Here is a 22359-nt window from a genome sequence, read left to right as displayed (position 1 = left end):
CACCATGAACACTTCCGTCCAGGACGCTCACTCTGAGCACCCCAATCAGTTTGCCCTGCTGCGCCAGCGTCGGTTCGCCCCCTTTTTCTGGACTCAGTTCTGTGGCGCTGCCAACGACAACCTGTTCAAGTTCGCTTTCACGGTGATGGTCACCTACCAGCTGCAGGTCAGCTGGTTGCCGGCCTCGCTGGCCGGGCTGGTGATCGGGGCCTTGTTCATCCTGCCGTATGTGCTGTTCTCGGCCACCTCGGGCCAGTTGGCCGACAAGTGGGACAAGACGCGGCTGATCCGCCTGGTCAAGTCGCTCGAGATCGCGATCATGCTGATCGCCGCCTGGGGCTTTGTCAGCGGCCTGGTGCCGGTGCTGCTGCTGTGCACCTTTCTGATGGGGCTGCACAGCACCTTGTTCGGCCCGGTCAAGTTCGCCTACATGCCCCAGGTGCTGAGTGAGCGCGAGCTCACCGGAGGCAACGGCATGGTCGAGATGGGCACTTTCGTGGCCATTCTGCTGGGCCAGGTGGCGGGCGGGCTGCTGGTGGCCGTGCCGGCCGTGGGGCATGCCGAGGTGGCCGTGGCCTGCGTGCTGCTGGCCCTGCTGGGGCGCGGCGTGGCGCAGGCGATCCCGGCCACACCGGCCACCGATCCGGGGCTGAAGATCAACTGGAACCCGGTCAGCGAGACCTGGCGCAATCTGCGCCTGGCGCGCGAGAACGTGGTGGTGTTCCGCTCGCTGCTGGGCATCAGCTGGATGTGGTTTTTCGGCGCCGTGTTCCTGAGCCAGTTCCCCAGCTTTGCCAAGGAAGTGCTGCACGGCGATGAAAAGGTGGCCTCGCTGCTGCTGGTGGTGTTCTCGGTGGGCATCGGCATCGGTTCGCTGCTGTGCGAGGTGCTGTCGCGGCGCCACGTCGAGATCGGCCTGGTGCCCTTGGGCGCCATCGGCATGAGCGTGTTCGCCATCGACCTGTACTTCGCCTCGCGCGGTCTGCCACCGGCCGAGCAGATGGGCCTGGCGGCCTTCGTGGCCCAGCCCGCGCACTGGCATGTGATGGCCGACCTGCTGCTGCTGAGCCTGTTTGCGGGCCTGTACAGCGTGCCCATGTACGCCCTGATCCAGATGCGCAGCCAGCCCACCCACCGGGCTCGCATCATTGCGGCCAACAACATCCTCAACGCCCTGTTCATGATCGGCAGCTCGGTGATCGCCGGCGCCTTGCTGGGGGCGGGCTTCAGCATCCCGCAGGTGTTTCTGTTCGTGGGCCTGGCCAATGCGGTGGTGGCCGGCTACATCTTTCTGCTGGTGCCCGAATACCTGCTGCGCTTCGTGGCCTGGGTCATGTCGCGCTTTGTGTACCGGTTCAAGGTGCGCGGCGATGAGCACCTGCCGGTGGCGGGGGCCGCGGTGCTGGCCTGCAACCACGTGAGCTTTGTTGATGCCGTGCTGCTGATGGCGGCCAGCCCGCGCCCGATCTACTTCCTGATGGACCACCGCATCTTCAGTGCGCCGCTGTTGGGCACGCTGTTCCGCCTGGCCAAAGCCATCCCGATCGCGCCGCAGAAGGAGGACCCCGCCGCCTACGAGGCCGCTTTCGATCGCGCCGCCCAGGTGCTGCGCGAGGGCGATCTGCTGGCCATCTTCCCCGAGGGCGGCATCACCCGCGACGGGCAGTTGCAGCCCTTCAAGGGCGGCATCGTGAAGATTCTGCAGCGCGCCCAGGCCGACGGCCTGAGCGTGCCGGTGTTGCCCATGGCCCTGACGAATCTGTGGGGCTCGTACTTCAGCCGCATCGAGCAGGGTGGCGCCATGGTGCGCCCCTTCCGGCGCGGCCTGTTCAACCGGGTCGGGCTGGAGGTGGGCGCGCCGGTGGCGGCGGCCGGCCTCAGCCCCGAGGGCCTGCGCGAGCAGGTGGCTGCCCTGCTCGCACGCGGGGACTGAGGCTCAGTCTTCTACCGAGAAGCTCAGGCCCGCATGGGCCTGCAAGCGCGCGATCAGCTTGTCGCCCATGGCCGAGGCCGGGGTCCAGATGCCGCCTGGGGTGGCGGCGCTGTCCAGCAGCAGGCAGGCGGCGGCCTCGCTGATCATCTTGGAGGTCGAGCCATAGCCCGGGTCGCGGTCGCCCTTCACGCCCACTTTCAAGCTGTGACCGGCGCTGTCCTGGCCCAGGAAAAGCACGTCGTAGTAGCCAGCCTCGCGCTCTTCGCGTGAAGGGCCTTCACCCGGCTTCGGGCCTTCGTCCGAGCCCATCGACTTGTCGCTGGCCACGGCCTGGGCGATGGCCTGGCCTTTTTCGCCAGCCCCGGTGACCAGCATCTCGTCGTAGACGAAGTCCTGGCCGTAGGCATGCTGCAGCAGGAAGTTGGAGCGGTGCACATTGCGGGTGTTGATGGCCGCCATCACAAAGGGGGCCACCCACAGGCCCAGGGCCTCGTCGAGCTCGGGCTTGTTGCCCGAGGGCTGGCGCGGGCCCTCAAAGCCCGGTGTCAGCGAGAAGGGGTTGCGCAACAGGGCCAACACGCCGGGGTCGCTGGCGGCGGCGGCCATGGTGGCTTTCAGGCTGGCGGCGGTGCCGCCCGAGAAGGTGCCTTTCATCTTGCGCACCCGGCCACGCACGCGCTGGGCGGCCTGGCCGAAGCGGGCCTTCATCTCGGTCTGCAGCAACAGCACGCCCAGGTCGAAGGGGATGGAGTCGAAGCCGCAGGAGAACACGATGCGGGCACCGCTGGCGCGGGCCTGGGCCTCGTGGGCGTCGATCATGTGGCGCATCCAGGCGGGCTCGCCACACAGGTCCACATAGTCCACCCCGGCCTGGGCGCAGGCGGCGACCAGCTCGTTGCCGTACAGCTGGTAAGGGCCGACCGTGGTCAGCACCAGGCGGGTCTGTGCCATCAGGGCCTGCAGGCTGGCGGGGTCGGCACTGTCGGTCACCACCAGCGGGGTGTCGGCGGGGGCGCCCAGCTCGTCGCGCACCGCGGCCAGCTTGGCGGCGCTGCGTCCGCCCATGGCCCAGCGCAGGCCGCTGCCGGCGGGGTATTGGCGCAACAGGTACTCGACCACCAGACGGCCGGTGAAACCCGTGGCGCCGTGCACCACGATGTCAAAGGGTTTGCTCATGAGGGCTCCTTGAAAAACCGTTGTTGCGCTGCGGCGCAGCACAAAGGCCGCGATTTTGGAGCCCGACGGCGCGGGGCGCTGTCGCCCAGGTTCAGCCGGCCTGGGCAATGGCCGAGAAGGCCTCCGCGCCCAGCTTGCGGCCCTGCTTGTCGACCACGCTGCTCAGGGCCTTGAAGGCGCTGGCCTGCAGGGCGTCTGGCAGGCGCACAAAGCTCAGGCCTTCGACCACCGAGTCGCCCTTGAGCAGGGCCCACATCAGAAAGCGCAGCGCCCGCGCGGTGTCGGCCGGCTGGCCGCTCACCCGTGGCAACAGCACGAAGGTGCCCATGGTGATCGGCCACACCCCAGGCCCCGGCAGGTTGGCCAGGCTGGCGTGGAAGTTGCCCTTGGCGGCCCAGTCGCTGGTGCGCAGGGCGGCCTTGAAACCGGCCACCCCGGCCGTCGCAAACTCACCGGCGGCATTGCGCAACAGCACCGGGCTCAGGCCATTGGCGCCCACGTAGTTGAAGTCGACATAGCCGAGGGCGCCAGCGGTGTCCTGCACCGCGCGCACCACGCCGTCGCTGCCTTTGGCACCCGTCACGTGCTCACCCCAGGGCAGGCTGGTCTTGACCCCCAGGCGTTCTTTCCAGGTCGGGCTCAGGCGGGCCAGGTAGTCGGCCACATACCAGGTGGTGCCCGAGCCGTCGCTGCGGCCCACTGGGCGGATCACCAGGTCGGGCAGGTTCAGGTCGGGGTTCAGGGCGGCAATCTCGGGCGCCGACCAGCGGGTGATGCTGCCCAGGTAGATCTGTGCCAGCACCTCGCCGGTCAGGCGCAGCCGGCCCCGGGGAACGCGAGGCAGGTTCACCACCGGCACCGCCCCGGTCACGAAGGTGGGCACCAGCACCAGTTGATCCCGGTTCAGTTCGGCTTCCGGTGGCGCCACATCCGAGGCGCCAAAGGCCACCTCCTGGGCGCGGATCTTCTTCAGCCCGGCCGACGAGCCACTGGCCTCGTACTGCAGCAGCACATCCTGCGTTTTGCCGTAAGCCGCCGCCCAGGCGCGGTACAGCGGGGCCGCGGCGGACGAGCCCGCCCCGGTCAGGGTCTCGGCGGCCAGGGCCGGGCCCCAGGCCGCGGCCAGCAGCAGCGACAGGGTGGCGCGGCGGCTCAGGGCGGGGGGCGGGGCGTTGTTCAGGTAGGGCTGGGCGGGGTGTCGGTTCATGGCGCAGTCGGGCAACAAGCGCGCGATGATACGGGCGATGTGTGACAAATTTCACAGAAAAAGCCGTCTGATCCGGGTCATTTCAGCAAGAGACATGCATCGAAAGGAGCGAGCCGTCTATGAACAAGCGCCTTGAGGCCATTCCTCATTTCGAGACCGAGGTGCAGGAGCGCGAATACTGGGCGTCGCATGACTCCAGCCCGCACCGGGGTTGGTCACTGGCCAGCCGGGCCGTTCTGCCGAATCTGAAGCCCACGACTTAGGGCCTGTTAACACTGATTTCGCTGGTGAAATCAGTGTTAACAGGCCCTGGACCATCTCCTTGCGCCTGCCCCCGCATTTGCTGGACTCGCTCAAGGTGGTGGCGAAGGCCCGGGATGTGCCCTATCAATCCCTGATCAAGGTCTGGCTGCAAGAAACGCTGCAGGAGCCGTGAGCCTCACGGCTCACCCCGCCAGCGCCACCCCCAGCCGGATCAGCGAAGCGTCCGAGCCCACCGGCCCGATCAGCGACACGCCCAGCGGGGCGTCGGCCTGGGTTTGGCGGGCCAGCGGCAGCGAGACCTGGGGCAGGCCGCCCAGCCCGGCCACGCACAGCATGTGGATGGCGCGGTTTCGGTAGTCCTCCAGGGCCGACTCAGGTTCGCTGCGCAGGGGGGCCACATCGGGCATGGTGGGCAGCAGCAGCACGCCGTCGGGCCCCAGCAAAGCCCGCATGTGGGCCTGGAAACGGCGGCGAAAGGCTTCGGCCTCGGTCACCTGGGCATCCGTCACCTGGCGCGACCAGGCAAAGCGCTCGGCCACGCCCGGGCCCAGCGGCGGGGCGTAGCGTTCGATCAGCGGGCCATCGGTCATCCAGGCCTCGCGGCCCTGGAGGTAGCGGAAGTTCCAGTACATGGCGTCGAACGAGTCCAGCATCACCGGGCAGGCTGCGGCCGGCCCCCACAGGGCTTCGGCCCGGGCCAGCACTGGTTGCACGGCGGCCACGGCGGCCGCCTGGGCAAAGGCCCACAGGTCCTCCGGTCTCAGCAGTCGGGGGCGGGCAGGCAGGGCCGTGCTGTCTTCGCCCAGCAGCACCTCGGCCACGCGCGAGAAGGTCAGCGGGTCGCGGGCAAAGAAGCCGCAGGTGTCGAAGCTGGGCGCCAGGTCCAGGGCGCCGGCCAGCGAGATGCGGCCGTGGCTGGGGCGCAGGCCGTACAGCCCGCAGTGGCTGGCCGGGGCGCGCACCGAGCCCCCGGTGTCCGTGCCCAGGGCAAAGTCGACCAGTCGGGACGACACGGCCGAGGCCGAGCCCGAGGACGAACCGCCCGTGATGCGCTCCGGCGCCGCCCCGTTGAGGGGGGCGCCGAAGTGCGCATTGTTGCCATTCATGGAGAAGGCCAGTTCGTCGGTGACGGTCTTGCCGGCAAAGGCCGCCCCGGCGTCCAGCAGGCGCTGCACCGTGGGGGCCGTGCGGGTCTTCAGCCCCGACAGGGCCAGCACCAGCGGATTGCCGCCGCCCGTGGGGTAGCCGGCCACGTCGAACAGGTCTTTCACCCCGAAGCGCAGGCCCGACAGGGGGCCGGTGCCCGCGTTCGGCACCGGGGCGTCGGGGTAGGGAACAAAAGCGTGCGCAGGGTCATGCAGAGGCATGGGTGTCTCCAACAGGGGGGGCGGGCTGGGGGGCGGCGGCCGGTTCAGGCAGCTGCCCATGGAAGCAGCGTACCGTGTGATCGGCATGGACGGACTCCACCGGGGGCTGGCTGCCGCGGCACAGCTCGCTGGCGCGCGGGCAACGCTCGGCAAACGAGCAGCCCGGGGGCAGCCGGGCCAGATCGGGGGGCGAGCCGCTGATGGTCTGCAGGCGCTGGCCGGGCACCATGGCGCCGTGCGAGCGGCTGCCCAGCAAGGCCTGGGTGTAGGGGTGGCGCGGGGCCCGGATCAGCTCGCGCACCGAACCCTCTTCGACAATGCGCCCGCCGTACATCACGGCCACGCGGTCGGCCACTTCGACGGCCGCCCCGATGTCGTGGGTGACAAAGATCACCGACAGGCCCAGCTCGCGCTGCAACTCGCGCAGCAGCAGCAGGATCTGGATCTGCACCGTGGCATCCAGCGCGGTGGTGGGCTCGTCGGCCAGCAGCACCTGGGGTTTGCAGGCCAGGGCCAGGGCGATCATGGCGCGTTGGCGCATGCCGCCCGACATCTCGTGTGGGTAGGCCTGCAGCCGGCGGGCCGGACTGGGGATGCGCACCTGCTCGAACAGGGCCAGGGCGCGCCGCTCGGCCTCGGCGCGGCTCACGGGTTCGTGGCGGCGGATGGCCTCGACGATCTGCCGGCCCAGGGGGTACACCGGGTCGAGTGCCAGCAGCGGCTCTTGAAAAATCATCGAGGTGGTCTTGCCGCGGTAGTCGTTGAGCTCGCGCGGGCTCAGCGCCAGCACATCGCGCCCGTCCACCAGCACCTTGCCGCGCATCTGGGTGCGGCGCTCGGGGTGCAGGCGCAGCAGGGTGCGCAGGGTCACGCTCTTGCCCGAGCCCGATTCGCCGATCAAGGCCATCACCTGGCCTCGGGCCACATTCAGCGTCACGCCGCTGACCGCCTGCACCGGCAGCTTGCCGCCGGTGAAGGTCACGCACAGGTCCTCGATCTGCACCAGGGGGGTGGGGTGGAGGCTGTTCATGCCAGGGCCTCTTGAGCGCCTTGGGGGCGCAACAGATTGCTCGGGTCGTGCAGCGAACGGTTCAGGGCATCGGGGTGTTCGCTGCCACGCTCATGCACCAGGCAGCGCACCTGGTGCAGCGGGCTCACGCTGCTGGGGATGGGGGCCTGGCGGGCGCAGGCCGGTGCGGCCATCGGGCAGCGCGGGTGAAAGCGGCAGCCGCCCGGCGGGTCGATCGGGTTGGGTGGGTCGCCGCTGAGGGCCGGGGCCTCGGTGCGGTGGTCCGGGTCCATCGAGGGCACGGATGACAGCAGGGCACGGGTGTAGGGGTGGGCCGGGTCGTCGAACAGGGCGCCTGCGGGGCCCACTTCCACCACCTCGCCCAGGTACATCACCAGCACCCGGTCGCTCATGTAGCGCACCACGTTCAGGTCGTGGCTGATGAAGACATAGGTCAGGCCGAACTCGGCCTTCAGGTCCAGCAGCAGGTTCAGCACCTGGCTTTCCACCGACTTGTCCAGGGCCGACACGGCCTCGTCCAGGATCAGCAGGCGCGGACGCAGTGCCAGGGCCCGGGCGATGTTGACGCGTTGGCGCTGGCCGCCCGACAGCTCATGCGGGTAGCGCCCGGCAAAGCGGGCCGGCTCCAGGCCCACGCGGGCCAGCAGGTCGTGCGCCCGGCTCATGGCCTCGGCGGCCGGCACCCCGTGCACCCGGGGGCCGAAGGCGATCGAGTCCTCCAGGGTCAGGCGTGGGTTGAGCGAGGCATAACTGTCCTGGAACACCATCTGCACCTGGCGGCGGAACTCTTTGAGCGGCAGGTCACGGCTGCCCACGGTTCGCCCGTCGAACACGATCTGCCCGGCGGTGGGTTCCAGCAACTGCATCAACAGCCGGGCGGTGGTCGACTTGCCGCAGCCCGATTCGCCCACCACGCCCAGGGTCTCGCCCTTGAGCACCTCGAAGTTCACGCCGTCGACGGCGCGCACCTCGCCACGGCGGCGGCCCAGCAGGCCGCCCTTGAGGGGAAAGTGCTTGACCAGGCCGCGGATGGTCAGCAACGGCTGGGCCGGGCCGCCCACGTCCACCACGCTCAGCGGCGCCTCTGGCCCGGTCTTGGGGAGTGAATGCCAGGTGCTCATGCGGCCCCCTTGTTGTCCATGGCCGAACGCAGGCCGTCCGACAGCAGGTTGAAGCTCACCGAGGTGATGAAGATCATCACCCCGGGCAGCGCCGCCACGGCGGGCTGGGAATAGATGGCCGTGCGCAGGGTGTTCAGCATCAGGCCCCACTCCGGCTCGGGCGGCTTCACGCCCAGGCCCAGAAAGCTCAGGCCGCTGGCCAGGATCATCGAGACCGAGATCAGGCTGGTCGAGTACACAAAGATCGGCCCCAGCACATTGCCCAGCACGTGCACCCGCACGATGGTGAAGGCGCTGGCCCCCGAGGCCCGGGCCGCATCCACGTAGTCGCGGTTGCGCACCTGGGTGGTCACGGCCTCGGCCACGCGGGCGATCTGCGGCACGAACACCACGGTCAGCGCCACGAGCGAGTTCAGGATGCCCGCCCCCAGGGCGCCGGACAGCGCGATTGCCAGCAGCACCGAAGGGAAGGCATAGAACACATCGATGGTGCGCATGATCACGGTGTTCACAGGCCCGCCGGCGTAGCCTGCCACCAGGCCGATCAGCGAGCCGAACACAAAGGCGCACAGCACCGGGGCCAGGCCCATGAACAGTGACAGGCGGGCACCGATGATCAGACGCGACATCAGGTCGCGCCCCAGCTCATCGGTGCCCAGCAGAAAGCCCGGGGTGCCGATGGGCTTGAGCCGCTTGAGCATCGAGGCCGCGTAGGGGTCGGCCGGGGTGATCCAGGGGCCCAGGGCGGCCATCAGCAACAGCAGCAGCACCACTGCGCCGGCGGTCATGGCCACGCGGTCGCGCAGCAGCCTTTGCAACACCGATTGCCAGTAGCCTGGCGAGGTCTGCGCGGTCACGGGCAAGGTGCGCCGGCGGGGGGCCAGGGTTGAAGACATGGGGCGCTTTCTCCGGGTCAAGGGGGGGGCTGTCAGGCCCGTGCGATGCGCGGGTCGAGCAGGGTTTGCAACAGGTCCACGATCAGGTTCAGCAGCACGAAGAACAGGGCCAGCACCAGGATGGTTCCCTGCAGCAAGGGCAGGTCGCGCTGGAAGATGGCCGAATTCAGCAGAAAGCCGGTGCCGGGCCAGGAGAACACGGTCTCGATCAGGATCGAGCCGCCCAGCAGGTAGCCCAGCTGCAGGCCCATCACCGCCAGCGCGGTGGGGGCGGCGTTTTTCAGCAAGTGGCGGAACACCCCGAACTGGGTCAGGCCACGGGCACGCAGGCCGACGATGAACTCCTGCTCCAGGATCTCGGCCACCAGGGCACGCACAGTGCGCGAGATGATGCCCATCGGGATCACCGACATGGTCACGGCCGGCAGCACCAGGAACTGCAGGTGCTCCCAGTCCCAGGCCCAGCCCTCCGAGCCCGAGGGGCCGGCGCCGGTGGCGGGCAGCCACATCAGGCTCGACGAGAAGACGATGACCATCACCATGCCCAGCCAGTAGTGCGGCACGCTCACGCCCAGCACCGACAGCAGCGAGGCCAGCTTGTCGACCCAGGAGTTGCGGAAGAAGCCCGCCACAAAGCCGAACAGGCTGCCCAGGACGAAGCCGATGGCGGTGGCCACCACGGCCAGGCGCAGGGTGTTGCCCACCGCCTTCATCACCTCGGCAGCCACCGGCCGGCCGGTGGCAATCGAGGTGCCCAGGTCGCCCTGGGCGGCCCGCCACAGCCACAGCCCGAACTGCTCGGGGTAGCTGCGATCGAAGCCATACAGCTGGCGCATCTGGGCGGCCAGCTCGGCCGAGGCGTCGGGCGGCAGGATGGACACCAGCGGGTCACCCGGCGCCAGGTGCACCAGGGCGAAGCACACCAGGGACACGCCCAGCATGATGGGCAGGGCGTAGCTCAGGCGACGCAGCAGGTAGGTGAACATGGTGCGGTCCCGGTGGCGCTCAGTCCATCGTCATGGTGGCAATGTCGATGAACCAGCTGCGCGGCTGCACCACGTTCTTCACCTTGGCCGACAGGGCGCGCGGACCCACGTCGTGGGCGATCCACACAAACGGGGCTTCGTCGACGATGCGGGCATGCAGCTTGGCCAGGGCGGCGTCGCGTGCCTTGTCGTCAAAGCTGGTGCGGGCATCGGCCACCAGTTTGTCGATTTCGGCATTGCCGAAATAGCCCCAGTTGTTGGACACCGGCGGGAAGGTCTTGGTGCTGACGAAGCGCACCATGGCAAAGAAAGGGTCCATGGCGGCAAAGCTCACGTTGATGGCGTTGCTGCCGTTGGCCGAGGGGTCCTTGCTGCCTTTGCGCCAGTTGGTGAACAAGGTGTTCCACTCGATCACGTCGAACTGCACATCGAAGAAGCATTGCTTGAGCGACTGCTGCACGAACTCGTTCATGGGCAGGGGCTGCATCTGACCCGAACCCGAGGCCGAGATCTGCACCTTCACCTTCACCGGCTTGGCGGCCGAGAAGCCGGCCTGGCCCATCAGGGCCTGGGCGGCCTTGACGTCGTACTTGATGTCAAACGCGGGGTTGCCCCACCAGGGGTGGCCCGGCGGCACGGTGCCCTTGGGGATGGCCATCATGCCGCCCAGCATCTGCTTGAGGCCCTCGCGGTCCACGCACAGGTTGGCGGCCTGGCGCACGCGCTTGTCCAGCCAGGGCGAGCCCTCGGCAAACGACAGCTGCCAGGGCCACACATGGGGCTGGGCGTTGCTGTAGAGCTTGAAGCCGCGCTGCTTGATCTGGTCCATGGCGTCGGGGGCCGGGGCCTCGATCCAGTCCACCTGGCCCGACAGCAGGGCGGCGGTGCGGGCATTGGCCTCGGGCATGGGCAGCATCACCACCTTGTCGATCTTGGGCGTGCGCTTGGGGTCCCAGTAGCCCTTGTTGGCGGCCAGCTCCAGGCGCTCGCGAGGCACAAAGCGGGTCATGTGGAAGGGGCCGGTGCCCGAGGCATCGGCGGCAAACGCGGCCCAGGCCTGCTTGCTGCGCTCCGCCGGCTCGCTCACGCTGGCGGGCACGGCCTTGAGCTTGGCCTCCCAGTGGCTGGGCGAGGCCATGAACAGGTTGCTCAGGTTGATCGGCAGAAAAGAGTCGGGCTCGCTGGTGATCAGCTCCACCGTGTGCTCGTCGATCTTGCGGGCCGATTTCAGCGTGGGCATGCGCGAGGCGGTCACGCCGACCTGGCTGGCGTCGAACTGCGGGGCCTCCTTGTCGAGCACTTTGCGCACGTTCCACACCACGGCGTCGGCATTGAAGGGGCTGCCGTCATGGAACTTCACGCCGCTGCGCAGCTTGAACACCCACTTGGTCTTGTCCTTGGCGTCCACCGCCCAGCTCAGCGCCAGCGCCGGGATCAGCACGCTGGGCGCATCGGCCTTGGACAGGTCCCACTGCGTCAGCGAGTCGTACATCGGGATGCCGGTGAATCGGTTGCCTTCAAAACCCTGGTCGGGCTGGCCCAGCGTGCGTGGGATGTCGCCGGCCGTCATGGCAATGCGCAACACCTTCTCTTGTGCATGGCTGCCGGTGGCGGCCAGCGAAGCGGCCAACAGCGTCAACACGGCGGGGGCGCGCAGCCAGGACATGGGAAAACGGTCTACCAAGCGATTCATGGAGTGCTCCTGCTAACCAGTCAAGATTGAATGCAGCAAAGTGCAAGTAACATGCCAACGTTTTGATGTCATTCCGGCGCTCGCCTGGTCCGCAACAGTGCATGCAGCCCTGTCGTGGTGCCGGTCCTGCCAATCCGGTTTGGATGCACCCGCCGCTTGCCCGGAGCTCACCATGTCCCTGGCCTACAACCTCGCCCGCTTTGACCTGATCTCGATCCGCCTGGCCGTGGCCTGCGCACAAAGCGGCAGCCTGACCGCGGCGGCCCGTGAGGGCCACCTGGCGCTGGCGGCGGCCAGCCGGCGCCTGCGTGAACTGGAAGACGCCACCGGCGGTCCCCTGTTCGAGCGCCACGCCAAGGGCCTGACCCCCACCCCGGCCGGGCGCCTGTTCGTGAAACATGGCCTGAGCCTGCTGCAGACCCTGGATCAACTCACCCGCGAGCTGGGCGATCTGCGCCAGGGCATTGCGCGCCACATCCGCCTGTGCGCCAGCACCGCCGCGATCAACCAGTTCCTGCCCGTGTTGCTGGCGCGTTTTGGCGAGCTGCACCCCCAGGTGCGGGTGGATCTGGAGGAGCAGGTCTCCGACACCGTGGTCCGCACGCTGCGCGAGGGGCGGGCCGATCTGGCGGTGTTTGTAGAAGGGCCCGACACCAGCGGCCTGAGCACCCGGCACTTTCGCGACGATGAGCTGATCCTGGTGCTGCCGGCGCGCCACGCCGTGGCCACCAGCACCCCGGCGCGTCAGCCGGTGGCCTTTGCCAGCCTGCTCGACGAACAATGGATCAGCCTGGCCGCCGGGGCCGCCATGCTGCAACAGCAGCAGCAGGCGGCACGTGCCGTGAACAAGCCCCTGCGCCTGCGCATGCAGGTGCGCAGCTTCGACGCGGTGTGCCACATGGTGGCCTCGGGCCTGGGGCTGGCGGTGCTGCCCAAGGCGGCGTCACTGCCCATCGCGCGGGCCATGAAGCTGGCCTGGCGCCCGCTGGCCGACCCCTGGGCACGGCGGCGCCTGCTGGTGGCCACCCCCGAAGGGGCGGTGGACGAGGGGGTGCAGTTGCTGGCGGACTTTCTGGTGGCAGCCCCGGGAAAATCCCGCGACAAAAAATCACCCTAGTTACTCTATAGTCACTGATACAAGGCGGTTGGTTGTTGAACTGAAAGGTTCAGGGACTGCTCGCGCGGCCTTGGCCCTTTCACAGGTAGCCCATGTCATCAGACGCACTGATTCCTTTCCTCCAGGAGCCCGACTCGCCCGAGGCCCCGCCGCCCCAGCCGGGTTCGCCCGCGCTGCCGCCTTGGCGGGTGCTGGTGGTGGACGATGACCGCGACGTGCACGACAGCACCGCTTATGCCTTGCGCGGCCTGGAGCTGGTGGGCCGGCCGGTGCAACTGCTGCATGCCTATTCCAGCGCCGAGGGCCTGATGCTGCTGCGCCACGAGCACGATGTGGCGGTGATCCTGCTCGACGTGGTGATGGAGACCGAGCACGCCGGCCTGGCCATGGTGGACAACATCCGCAACGGCCTGGGCCTGCACAACACCCGCATCATCCTGCGCACCGGGCAGCCCGGGCAGGCGCCCGAGATCGAGACCATCCGGCGCTACGACATCAACGACTACAAGACCAAGAGCGAGCTCACGCGGGCCAAGCTGTACGCCACCCTGACGGCCGCCGTGCGCTGCTATGACCAGCTGTGCCGCCTGGACGCCAGCCGCCGCGGGCTGGAGAAGATCGTCGCCGCCAGCAATCAGTTCATGGCCGAACAGGGCCTGCAGACCTTTGCGGAAGGCGTGATCACCCAGATCGCCAGCCTGATCGGCATTCGACCCGACGGCCTGGTGTGCGCCAGCACCGACCCTTCGCCCGGCGCGGGCCAGGCATCGGATTTCGTGGTCATCGCGGCGGCTGGCCCGTACCGCCACCTGATCCAGAAGCGCTTGGGCGAGATCACCGACCCCGAGATCGTTGAGCAGCTCAGCCGCTGCCTGGCCGAGCGCCGCAGCCAGGTGGCCCAGCGCAGCCTGACGCTGTTCTTCTCAGGCCGCGACGGTCAGGACTTTGCCGCCTTTGTGGCCGCGGGTGAGCCGCTGCGCGAGGTGGACGCCCATCTGCTGGAGGTGTTCTGCACCAACATCGCCCTGTGTGCGTCCAATGTGTCGCTGTTCATGCGCCTGCGCAGCGTGGCCTTTGTCGATCGCATGCTCGGCATCCCCAACCGCACGGCCCTGGTTCAGCACCTGGACGAGCAGGTGGCTGCGGGCGAGCTGCAGGATCTGGTGCTGGCCCTGATCGATGTGGACCAGTTCGCCGAGACCAATGACATGTTCGGGCACCGCTACGGCGACCTGCTGCTGGGCGCCATCGCCCAGCGCCTGTCGCAGGCCCTGGTCAGCCGCTGCTACATCGCCCGGGTGGCGGGCAACACCTTTGCGGTGGTGGGCCATGAGGACGTGGTCAACCCGGAGGAGTTGCGCACCCTGTTCGAGCAGCCCTTCCAGGTCGAGGAGATCAACCGGCGGCTGTCGGTGTCGATGAGCCTGGTGCGCTGCGCCGAGGTGCCGGCCCTCAACGGCAGCGAGTTGCTGAAGGATGCCTCGATCGCCATGAAGCGCGCCAAGGCCGCGGGCCAGGGGCGCATCGAGTACTACTCGGCTGCGCTGGGTGCCGACTCCAAGGAGCGCACCCGACTGCTGCACGGCCTGCACCGGGCCTTTGACCATGACCGGTTGTTCGTGGTCTACCAGCCCCAGGTCTCGCTGCTCACCGGGGCGGTGCTCGGGGTGGAGGCCCTGATGCGCTGGCGGGCCGAAGACGGCTCGCTGGTGCCGCCCGACCGCTTCATCCCGGTGGCCGAGCGCTCGGGCCTGATCGTGGGCCTGGGCACCTGGGTGCTGCGCACGGCCCTGAGCGACCTGGGTCGGCTGCACCAGTTGGGCTGGCGCCCGCTGCGCATGGCGGTCAACGTGTCGGCAGTGCAGTTTGGCCAGCCTGACTTTCTGCAGACCCTGGATGAAGCCTTGCACGACAAGCAGATCGCGCCGGATTGCCTGGAGCTGGAGATCACCGAGTCGGTGTCCATGGTCGGCATGGAGCGGGTGGCCGCCGTGATGCGCGAGATCCGCAGCCGGCAGGTGGCCGTGGCGATTGATGATTTCGGCACCGGGTTTTCGTCGCTGTCCTATCTTGATCAACTGCCGGCCGACCGCCTCAAGATCGATCGGGCCTTTGTGGAGCTGCTGGAGACCGAGCGCCCCGGCGCCCGCATCGCCCGCATGATCGTGCCCCTGGGCCATCAGCTGGGCATGAAGGTGCTGGCCGAAGGGGTCGAGACCGAACGGCAGGTGGCCATCCTGCGCGATCTGGGCTGTGACGAGGCCCAGGGCTACCTGTATGCCCGCCCGATGCCCTTTGACGTGCTGTGCGAGTGGCTGGCGCGGCATCCGGTGGGGATGGTGGCCTGAGCCCCTCGATCTTTCAGAACTGGGGTTTGTCCACCAAGGTGCTGAGCGGCAGGTCGGCGATCTCTTGCAGCAGCAGGGCCAGTTGGCGGGCGGCGGCGTCGATCAGGGCGTGGCCCTTGTCGGCGGTGGCGGCGGCGGCATTGCCGGCGGCGCCGGCGGGGTTGTAGTCTTGCATCTGCCAGCCCAGCTTGGCGCTGCGTCCGTTGCCCAGCAGCGTGTAGCGCGCGGCCCGGTCCTGCGAGCTGCTGTGAAAGTGGCGGGCCTGGGCCATGTCCACCCGTTCGGGCTGGAGCGCCAGCATCATCGAGGTCTCGATGTCACCGGCGTGGATGCCGAAGCGATGCTCATCGGGGCTGAACTGGGCCTCCAGCTCGGGGGGCAGCGGCAGGTTGAACCAGCTGCTGCTGTAGACGATCAGGTCGCAGCGGCTGCGCAGCTCGCGGGCCACGATGTCGAGCACGCTGACCTGCCCGCCATGGCTGTTGAACAACAACAGCTTGCGCACCCCGGCGCGGGCCACACACTCGCCCAGCTCCACCCACAGCCGGATCAAGGTCTCGGGCGACAGCGTCAGCGTGCCCGCAAAGCGCTGGTGTTCAGGGCTCAGGCCCACGGCCTGGGTGGGCAGGAACAGCGTTGGCAGCGCGGCGGGCAGGTAGGCCTGGCTGGCCGCCACGATGCCCTCGACCAGGGCCGTGTCCACGTTCAACGGCAGGTGCGGGCCATGCTGCTCGATGGCCGCCACCGGCAACACGGCCACCACCTCGGCGGCCTGGCCACTGGCCTGCAGGTGGGCAAAATCACGGGCACTCAGGTCGGCCCAGAAGCGCGATGGAAGGATCATTCGAGCATCTTAGATGGGTGGCGGCGATCGCAACAAGCCGGAGCACGGATGAACCCGTCATCTCCAGAATTGACCAATATCACCAATTTGCGCGTCACAACCCGTTAGGATGCAGGCCCATACCCACCCAAGCCCATCCCAAGTGCCCGTTGATCTGAAATCCAAGCTGCAGTCGGCGCTGTGGACTGCCGTGATTTATGCCGCTACGGGCTGGCTTTCCTTGCAGATCTGCATCCCGCCGGACTATGTCTCGCTGATGTTCCTGCCGGCGGGCGTGGCCTTGGGCATGGCACTGACCCGGGGCCCCTGGGCCTTGCCCGGGGTGGCGCTGGGCTCGATGGTGGTGCAATGGCTGGCGGCTCAGCAGGCGGGCCTGGAGGGCGGTCTGTCCTGGACCCTGTTGGTGTCCCCCGTGGGCGCCGCGCTGCAGGCCTGGCTGGGAGCTTGGCTGGCGCGCCGCTGGGTGGGCTACCCGGATCCGGTCGAGACGCCGCAGCGCGTGATGCTGCTGTTGCTGGGCGTGGGGCCGTTGAGCACGCTGGTCAACGCCAGTCTGTCGGTGCCGGTGCTGGTGCTGTCGGGCCTCATTCCGATCAGCGAGGCCATCTTCAGCTGGTGGACCTGGTGGCTGGGTGATGCGGTGGGCGCCGTGCTGGGCTTGCCCCTGCTGCTGGTGTTCCTGGGGCAGCCTGCCGTGGCCTGGCGGGCGCGGCGGCTCAGCGTGGCCATTCCCCTGTTGCTGGCCATGCTGGTGGTGGGGACGGTGGTGTTCGAGACCAAGAACTGGGAAGACCAGCGCATTCGCAGCCAGCTGAACCAGTATGCGCATGAGTTGGGCGGGCTGCTGCAGCGCCGCCTGGACGCCCAGAACGACAGTGTGCAGGCCATTGCCCGGGTGATGCAGATCAGCCGCACTGCGCCCGAGCTGGCCCAACCCGAGGCCCAGACCGACTTCTCCATCACCGTGCGCCATTGGCTGGACCGCTATGGCGGCACGCAGAATTTCGGCTGGAGCCCGCTGGTCCTGCGGTCCGGCCGTGCCGCCTATGAAGCCGGCCGATGGCCCATCAAGGGCCGCTCAGCCACAGGCGAGACCTTTGCCGCAGCCCAGCGCGACAGCTACCTGCCCATCACACTGATCGAGCCCCTGTCGAGCAATGCCCAGGCCCTGGGCCTGGATGTGGCCGTGCTGCCGGCCACGGCCGATTCGGTGGCCGGCACCCGCACCACGGGCCAGCCCCGCGTGAGCGAAGGCATCCGCCTGGTGCAGGAGGTGGGCGAGCAACGCGGCGTGGTGATGTACCAGGCCGTGTTCCAGCCCCACAGCACCGTGCTCAAGGGGGTGGTGTCGGCGGTCTTTCGCATGGATGACGTGCTTCAGGCGCTGGGCACGGCGGCCGCTGGGGTGCCCCCCGAGAGTTGCCTGCTCGACCCGCAGGCCGCCGCAGGCAACCGCCGCCTGGCCGGCCCGAGCGGCTGTGATGCGCCAGACTGGGCCCACGTGCCCATGAGTGTTCAGTTGCCGGTGCAGTTCGGCGGGCGTGACTGGTTGCTGCTGGTGCGCGCCAATGCCGGTTTTCTGAACCAGGCGCGTGACCTCAGCGCCTGGGCCATGGTGGCCCTGAGTCTGCTGTGTGTGGGTTTGCTGGGGGCGTTTCTGCTGGTCATCACCGGCCAGACCCGGCGCACCCAGGCCCTGGTCGAGCAGCGCACGCTGGAGCTGGCCGCGCTGGCCCATTACGACAGCCTCACCGGCCTGCCCAACCGCAGCCAGTGGGTCTCGCGCGGCCAGGCCGAGCTGCAGCAGGCCCTGCAAGAACACCAGTCACTGGCCGTGCTGTTCCTGGACCTGGACCACTTCAAGCACATCAACGACACCCTGGGCCATGCGCTCGGTGACGAGCTGCTGCAGGCCGTGTCGCAGCGGCTCCAGCCCTGCCTGGAAAGCCACCACATGCTGGCGCGCATCGGGGGCGACGAGTTCGTGGCCCTGCTGCCCCAGCTGCAAGGCCCCGACGAGGCCGCCCAGGTGGCCGAGCGTCTGCGCCGGGCGCTGCAGGCCCCCTTGTACATCCAGGGCCATGAGATCAACCTGTCGGCCAGCATCGGCATCGCCTGCTACCCGCAGGACGGCGACAACCTGGACCACTTGCTCAAGCACGCCGACACCGCCATGTATGTGGCCAAGGATGCCGGGCGCAACGGCTACCAGTTCTTCATGAAGGAGATGAACGCGCGCGTGTCGCGGCGCATGTTCCTCGAAAACAACCTGCGCCGCGCGCTGGAGCGCGACGAGTTGTTCCTGGTCTACCAACCCCAGATCGATGCCGCCAGCGGGCAGGTGGCGGGGGTCGAGGCCCTGGTGCGCTGGCGCCACCCTGATGAAGGCCTGATCCCGCCTGACCGCTTCATTCCGGTGGCCGAGGATTGCGGCCTGATCGAGCCTCTGGGGGCCTGGGTGCTGCACCAGGCCTGCCGTCAGCTGCAGGACTGGACCCAGCTTGGCGAGATGGACCTCATGATGGCCATCAACATCTCGCCCATGCAGTTCCGCAAATCGGGCTTCATCGACACCGTGCGCCATGCGCTGAGTGCCAGTGGCGTGGACCCGGCACGCATTGAACTGGAGATCACCGAAACCCTGCTGATGCAACCGCTGAAGGACCTGGACAACCGCCTGCGCGAATTGGCCGACATGGGCCTGACCTTCGCGCTGGATGATTTTGGCACCGGCTACTCCAGCCTGGGCTACCTCAAGCGCCTGCCCATCTCGCGCATCAAGCTCGACAAATCCTTTGTGGCCGACCTGCCCGGCGACGTGGAGGACGAGGCCATCACCCGGGCCACGCTGTCCATGGCCAAGGACCTGGGTTTGCGCTGTGTGGCCGAGGGCGTGGAGACCGAGGCCCAGCAACGCTTCCTGACGGAGCGTGGCTGCGACACCTTGCAGGGCTACCTGTTTGCCCGGCCCATGCCGGCTGACGAATGCCGTGAATGGCTGCGCCGTTACCGGCGTGGCCAGCTGCGGGCGACCGTGGCCGAACCGCTGCGGGCCTGAGCTGACCGATGCCCCGGACTCCGGCCGGGGCCGCGGCCCCAGTCAGCCCAGGCTCAACTGCAAGGTCTCGGCCAGGGTGGCCAGTTCGCAATCGATGGCGGCACCCGCGGGCGGATGCCGTTCCAGCACCACGAAGCTGCCCGCCTCCACCGCCAACAGGGCGTGGTGCCAGGTGCCGGGGTGCAGCAGCACGCCCTGACGGCCATTGCTGATGAAGGCTTGTACATCGTCGGGCCCCGGCAGCGCATTGGGCCGGGCTACCACTACCACGAAGCGCGCCCCTTCCAGCGGGATGAAGGTCTGGCTGGCCAGGGTGTGGCGCTCCAGCACATCCACGGGCAGGGGAAAGCGCCGGGCCTCGGCGCTGTAGATGGCCAGGCCCGCCTGCCCGCCGGCCTGCTCGAAACGCAGGTCCAGCGGCAGATCGAGACGCCAGCAGCTGTGGTCATTGATGGGGCGCGCCTGCGCCGGCGGCGTGCCAAAGCCCTCCAGCACGGCACCAAAAGGGGCAAACGCCGAGGCACTCAGCGGCTGGGGCCGCAGCAGGGTGGGGGTCAGACAACTCATGCCGCCCAGGCAAGCATGGGGCGTGCCTGCCCTCGTGCGGCCGGGGGCCATCCCGGGTTCAGGCCTGGCGCTGTCGCCCGATCAGCTCGTCGAGCTGGCGCGCGATTTCCTGTTCGATCTGGTCCTTGAACGAGCCCAGCAGAAAGCCCAGCGTGGCCTGCAGCTCGAAACGCTCGGCGTTCACCCGCAGCGTGCCCTGCGCACCGGCCCGGCTGAAATGCAGCACATCTTCGGCGTCGCCCTCTTCGTAGCGGCAGCTCATGTCCAGTTTGCGTTCGGCCTTTTCGGCCCAGCCTGTGGCCACCTCGCGGGCGCCGTTCAGGCCCAGCTCATGGTCGCGGTGGATGTGGATGTCGGGCAAGTTCAATCTCCGGCAGAAGGGGTGGCCGATGATACCGGTGCGGGTGCCTGCAGCCGGCGCAGGCGCTCGGCCTCAGGCTGACGAGCCAGTTGTCGCACGGCCTCGTAAAACAGCGGCCAGGCCTGCTCGGGCTGGCGCTCGTGCTGCTGCTCGAACAGGGCCTCGAAGCCCGGCACCAGCGCGTCGTAGGCGGCCAGTGCGCCAAAGGCCGCATTGTTGGCGTTCGCCACCCAGGCGTCGTAGGCGGCCTGCCGGGGTGGGTCGATCTGCCAATGGCGGCGCATTTCGGCGTACTGACGGCGGAAATCCGCCATGACCTCGGCTTTCTGCTGCGCCAGGTCGGCGGGCTTGCGGCCTGGCTGGCGAGCCCCGGCATACACCGCCTCCAGGCGGGCCCGCGTGGCCCGGGTCAGTTGGCGAAAGCCCAGGCGCTGGGCTTCGCTCTGGGCATAGGTTTCGCGCGCCGCCGGGCTGGCGGCCTGGGCCAGCCATTGGCGCACACCGATCAGCTCGACCGCAGTGGCAAAAGATTCGTTGAAGGGGGTGTCGCCGTTCAGGTAGACCACCTGATGCGCCAGCTCGTGGAAGATCAGCCGGGCCAGTTCACCTTCGGGGTACTGGATGAAGGTGTTGAGCAGCGGGTCGCCCCCGGCCCAGTTGAGCCAGCCCAGGGTCGAGTAGGCCGGCACGCCGTAGACATGGGTTTCCAGCCCCTGCTCACGCAACGTGGCCGCTTCGGTACGGGCCTCCTGCACATCGAAGTAACCTCGGTAGCCGATGCAGCCCGTGACCGGGAAGCACCAGGTGTGCAGCGTCAGGGCATCGGGCGGCGCCGCCGTCACATTCCAGATCACGGCGCTGCGGTGCAGGTCGGCGTAGCGGTGGTAGCTGGCGTTGTCGGGCAGGCCCAGCTGGCGCACCGCGTATTCGCGCAAGGCCTGTGCCGATTGCAGCCGGGTTTTGAGCAGGGCGGGCGTGGCCGGGTCGGCCAGCCAGTCGGGGATGGGCCGGGCGGCCTGCATCAGCTGCACATGGCCCCTCGCCGATTGCCAGTAATAACCCAGGGTGCTGCAGCCCGTCAGGCCCCACGCCAGCAGGCAGGCCAGCAGCGCTTGGCGCAGGATACGGCCAGGCAGGAAGACGGTTGATGTGGACAGATCAGGCGCACGCATGGTCGGATTACAGCATGCGTGAAACGCCTGCAGCCCCAGCAAAAAGGCGCCTGGCCCATTCCGAAATCAGAACAGGCCAGGCGCCTTCATGGCCGCCGTGAGCGGATCTCGCTTACTTGCTCAACTCGGCCTGGGTGGCGGTGTCGAGTTCGCCGGTGGTGGGCAGTTGGCGCGACTTCTGGAACTTGGCCAGTTCACGCTTGGTGCGCGGGCCCATCGAGCCATCGGGCTTGCCGACGCTGAAACCCAGGTCATTGAGCTTCTGCTGAGCTGCCAGCACGCTCATGCCGGCGCCAGCCGCCGGGGCTGCCTTGGCGGCCGGTGCGTTGGGGTTGACGCCGCCGTCCACGTTCAGGCGCCCACCGGTGCCCAGGCCGCCCTTGACGGTCTGGGCCTTGTAGTTCTGCACGGCCTTGACGATGTTGGCGTACGAGTCGAGGAAGGCGGCCACGATCACCTTGCCCTCGGCGGTGTTGGTGTAACCACCGCCCAGGCCGCCGAAGCCGGCACCCAGGATGCCGCCAAAGGCACCGAAGTCCCAGTTCTTGGCACTGCCTTCGGCTGCGGCAATCTGCACGCTGGAGCGGTTGTCGTCCAGGGTCAGCAGGGTGCTGGCTTCCTTGGCGCTCATGCTGCCGCCCACCAGGGCACCCACGGGGCCCAGCAGGCCACCGACTGCCGCACCGGCGCCACCGGCGTTGTTGTTCGAGAAGGTGATCGAAGGGGTCAGCGAGTAGTCGGCCGACACCATCTGGCCCTTGCCGAAGTTGGAGTTGTTGCGCAGTTCACCCGATTGGGCCAGGGCGCGTTCCTGCATCATGTTGTTCATGGCGCGACCCCGGTCCACCACCACGAAACAGTTCGACTGCTGGATCAGCAGCTTGAGCACCGGGGTGGTCGGGCCCAGGTGGCGTTGCTGCGTCAGCATCACGTACCAGGGGGCATTGGTGTCTTCGACGATGGCGATCGTGCCCAGCGTTTCTTCGCAGCGTGGCAGCTTGCTGTTGGCGCCCTGGCTGTTGGCACCACCGGCCGAGCCGGTGGCTTCGGTCTTGGCGGCGGCCGAGCCGGTTTCCATGGTGGCGCAGCCAGACAGGGCGGCCAATGAACCGGCCAGGGCCAGCAGCGTCAGTTGATGGGGGAATTTGAAGGCCATGAAATGAACTCTAGTGAATAGCGCATGTCGGGCATGCGGGTGTTGGAATGGTTCGGGTGCTCC

General features: G+C 68.3%; 19 protein-coding genes. 6 read left to right on the top strand and 13 right to left on the bottom strand.

The window, feature by feature from the left end; all coding sequences use genetic code 11:
• Window positions 1-4: 4 nt before the first annotated feature.
• Window positions 5-1933, top strand: coding sequence for an MFS transporter (locus AC07PT_RS20320; RefSeq protein WP_494657896.1), 1929 nt, complete (start codon window positions 5-7; stop codon window positions 1931-1933).
• A 3-nt stretch (window positions 1934-1936) separates the two neighbouring features.
• On the opposite strand, the gene AC07PT_RS20315 is transcribed toward AC07PT_RS20320, so the two are convergent.
• Together AC07PT_RS20315 and pstS are read right to left on the bottom strand one after the other, a co-directional pair.
• Entirely contained in the window at window positions 1937-3109 is a 1173-nt protein-coding gene (locus tag AC07PT_RS20315; protein ID WP_494657895.1) for a saccharopine dehydrogenase family protein, read from the bottom strand.
• Between the two features lie 91 nt (window positions 3110-3200).
• Complete coding sequence (gene pstS, locus AC07PT_RS20310; RefSeq protein WP_494657894.1) at window positions 3201-4316, bottom strand: phosphate ABC transporter substrate-binding protein PstS; 1116 nt, start codon at window positions 4314-4316, stop codon at window positions 3201-3203.
• A gap of 119 nt (window positions 4317-4435) precedes the next feature.
• On the opposite strand from pstS, the gene AC07PT_RS20305 reads away from it, so the two are divergent.
• Entirely contained in the window at window positions 4436-4579 is a 144-nt protein-coding gene (locus AC07PT_RS20305) for a CopG family antitoxin (RefSeq protein ID WP_494657893.1), read from the top strand.
• 59 nt (window positions 4580-4638) lie between these two features.
• Window positions 4639-4752 carry a CopG family antitoxin gene (locus AC07PT_RS20300; RefSeq protein WP_494657892.1) on the top strand — a complete coding sequence of 38 codons (114 nt, stop codon included), beginning with the start codon at window positions 4639-4641 and terminating at the stop codon, window positions 4750-4752.
• A 10-nt stretch (window positions 4753-4762) separates the two neighbouring features.
• Here the strand turns inward: AC07PT_RS20300 and AC07PT_RS20295 are convergent, their stop codons facing one another.
• From AC07PT_RS20295 to AC07PT_RS20270, 6 genes are read right to left on the bottom strand one after another with little or no spacing between them, the layout of a single operon-like run.
• Window positions 4763-5947, bottom strand: coding sequence for an amidase (locus AC07PT_RS20295; RefSeq protein ID WP_494657891.1), 1185 nt, complete (start codon window positions 5945-5947; stop codon window positions 4763-4765).
• Window positions 5934-6977 (bottom strand): ABC transporter ATP-binding protein, encoded by a 1044-nt coding sequence (locus AC07PT_RS20290; protein ID WP_494657890.1) that lies wholly within the window; start codon window positions 6975-6977, stop codon window positions 5934-5936. The genes AC07PT_RS20295 and AC07PT_RS20290 overlap by 14 nt, the downstream gene beginning before the upstream one ends.
• A complete protein-coding gene (locus AC07PT_RS20285) occupies window positions 6974-8098 on the bottom strand; it encodes an ABC transporter ATP-binding protein (protein WP_492350511.1) in 1125 nt (374 codons plus the stop codon). The genes AC07PT_RS20290 and AC07PT_RS20285 overlap by 4 nt, the downstream gene beginning before the upstream one ends.
• Window positions 8095-8994, bottom strand: coding sequence for an ABC transporter permease (locus AC07PT_RS20280; RefSeq protein ID WP_492350512.1), 900 nt, complete (start codon window positions 8992-8994; stop codon window positions 8095-8097). The genes AC07PT_RS20285 and AC07PT_RS20280 overlap by 4 nt, the downstream gene beginning before the upstream one ends.
• Window positions 8995-9026: 32 nt before the next feature.
• Entirely contained in the window at window positions 9027-9980 is a 954-nt protein-coding gene (locus AC07PT_RS20275) for an ABC transporter permease (RefSeq protein WP_492350513.1), read from the bottom strand.
• A 19-nt stretch (window positions 9981-9999) separates the two neighbouring features.
• The gene (locus tag AC07PT_RS20270; RefSeq protein ID WP_494657889.1) at window positions 10000-11673 is read right to left on the bottom strand and encodes an ABC transporter substrate-binding protein; all 1674 of its coding nucleotides are present in this window, start codon (window positions 11671-11673) and stop codon (window positions 10000-10002) included.
• Between the two features lie 172 nt (window positions 11674-11845).
• Here AC07PT_RS20270 and AC07PT_RS20265 point away from each other — a divergent pair, with 172 nt between their 5' ends.
• Window positions 11846-12790 carry a LysR family transcriptional regulator gene (locus AC07PT_RS20265; RefSeq protein ID WP_494657887.1) on the top strand — a complete coding sequence of 315 codons (945 nt, stop codon included), beginning with the start codon at window positions 11846-11848 and terminating at the stop codon, window positions 12788-12790.
• A gap of 92 nt (window positions 12791-12882) precedes the next feature.
• Window positions 12883-15138, top strand: coding sequence for a putative bifunctional diguanylate cyclase/phosphodiesterase (locus AC07PT_RS20260; protein WP_494657885.1), 2256 nt, complete (start codon window positions 12883-12885; stop codon window positions 15136-15138).
• A gap of 13 nt (window positions 15139-15151) precedes the next feature.
• Here the strand turns inward: AC07PT_RS20260 and AC07PT_RS20255 are convergent, their stop codons facing one another.
• Window positions 15152-15982, bottom strand: a complete 831-nt coding sequence (locus AC07PT_RS20255) for a creatininase family protein (protein ID WP_494657883.1) — start codon at window positions 15980-15982, stop codon at window positions 15152-15154.
• Between the two features lie 142 nt (window positions 15983-16124).
• Between AC07PT_RS20255 and AC07PT_RS20250 the strand changes: the two genes are divergently transcribed.
• On the top strand, window positions 16125-19040 hold the full coding sequence (locus tag AC07PT_RS20250; RefSeq protein ID WP_494657881.1) for a bifunctional diguanylate cyclase/phosphodiesterase: 2916 nt from the start codon (window positions 16125-16127) through the stop codon (window positions 19038-19040).
• 42 nt (window positions 19041-19082) lie between these two features.
• Here AC07PT_RS20250 and AC07PT_RS20245 read toward each other — a convergent pair whose 3' ends face one another.
• From AC07PT_RS20245 to AC07PT_RS20230, 4 genes are all read right to left on the bottom strand, one after another.
• A complete protein-coding gene (locus AC07PT_RS20245) occupies window positions 19083-19607 on the bottom strand; it encodes an ureidoglycolate lyase (protein ID WP_494657879.1) in 525 nt (174 codons plus the stop codon).
• A gap of 58 nt (window positions 19608-19665) precedes the next feature.
• Window positions 19666-19968 (bottom strand): polyhydroxyalkanoic acid system family protein, encoded by a 303-nt coding sequence (locus tag AC07PT_RS20240; protein WP_494657878.1) that lies wholly within the window; start codon window positions 19966-19968, stop codon window positions 19666-19668.
• Window positions 19969-19970: 2 nt separating this feature from the next.
• Window positions 19971-21140 (bottom strand): aminopeptidase, encoded by a 1170-nt coding sequence (locus AC07PT_RS20235; RefSeq protein ID WP_494657876.1) that lies wholly within the window; start codon window positions 21138-21140, stop codon window positions 19971-19973.
• A 112-nt stretch (window positions 21141-21252) separates the two neighbouring features.
• Complete coding sequence (locus AC07PT_RS20230) at window positions 21253-22296, bottom strand: peptidoglycan-binding protein (protein WP_492350523.1); 1044 nt, start codon at window positions 22294-22296, stop codon at window positions 21253-21255.
• Window positions 22297-22359 lie beyond the last annotated feature (63 nt).

It is taken from the genome of Curvibacter sp. GW821-FHT09D12 (assembly GCF_059416245.1).
Note: the sequence above shows the minus strand (reverse complement) of the source record. Positions and strands in the feature narration are given on the sequence as shown.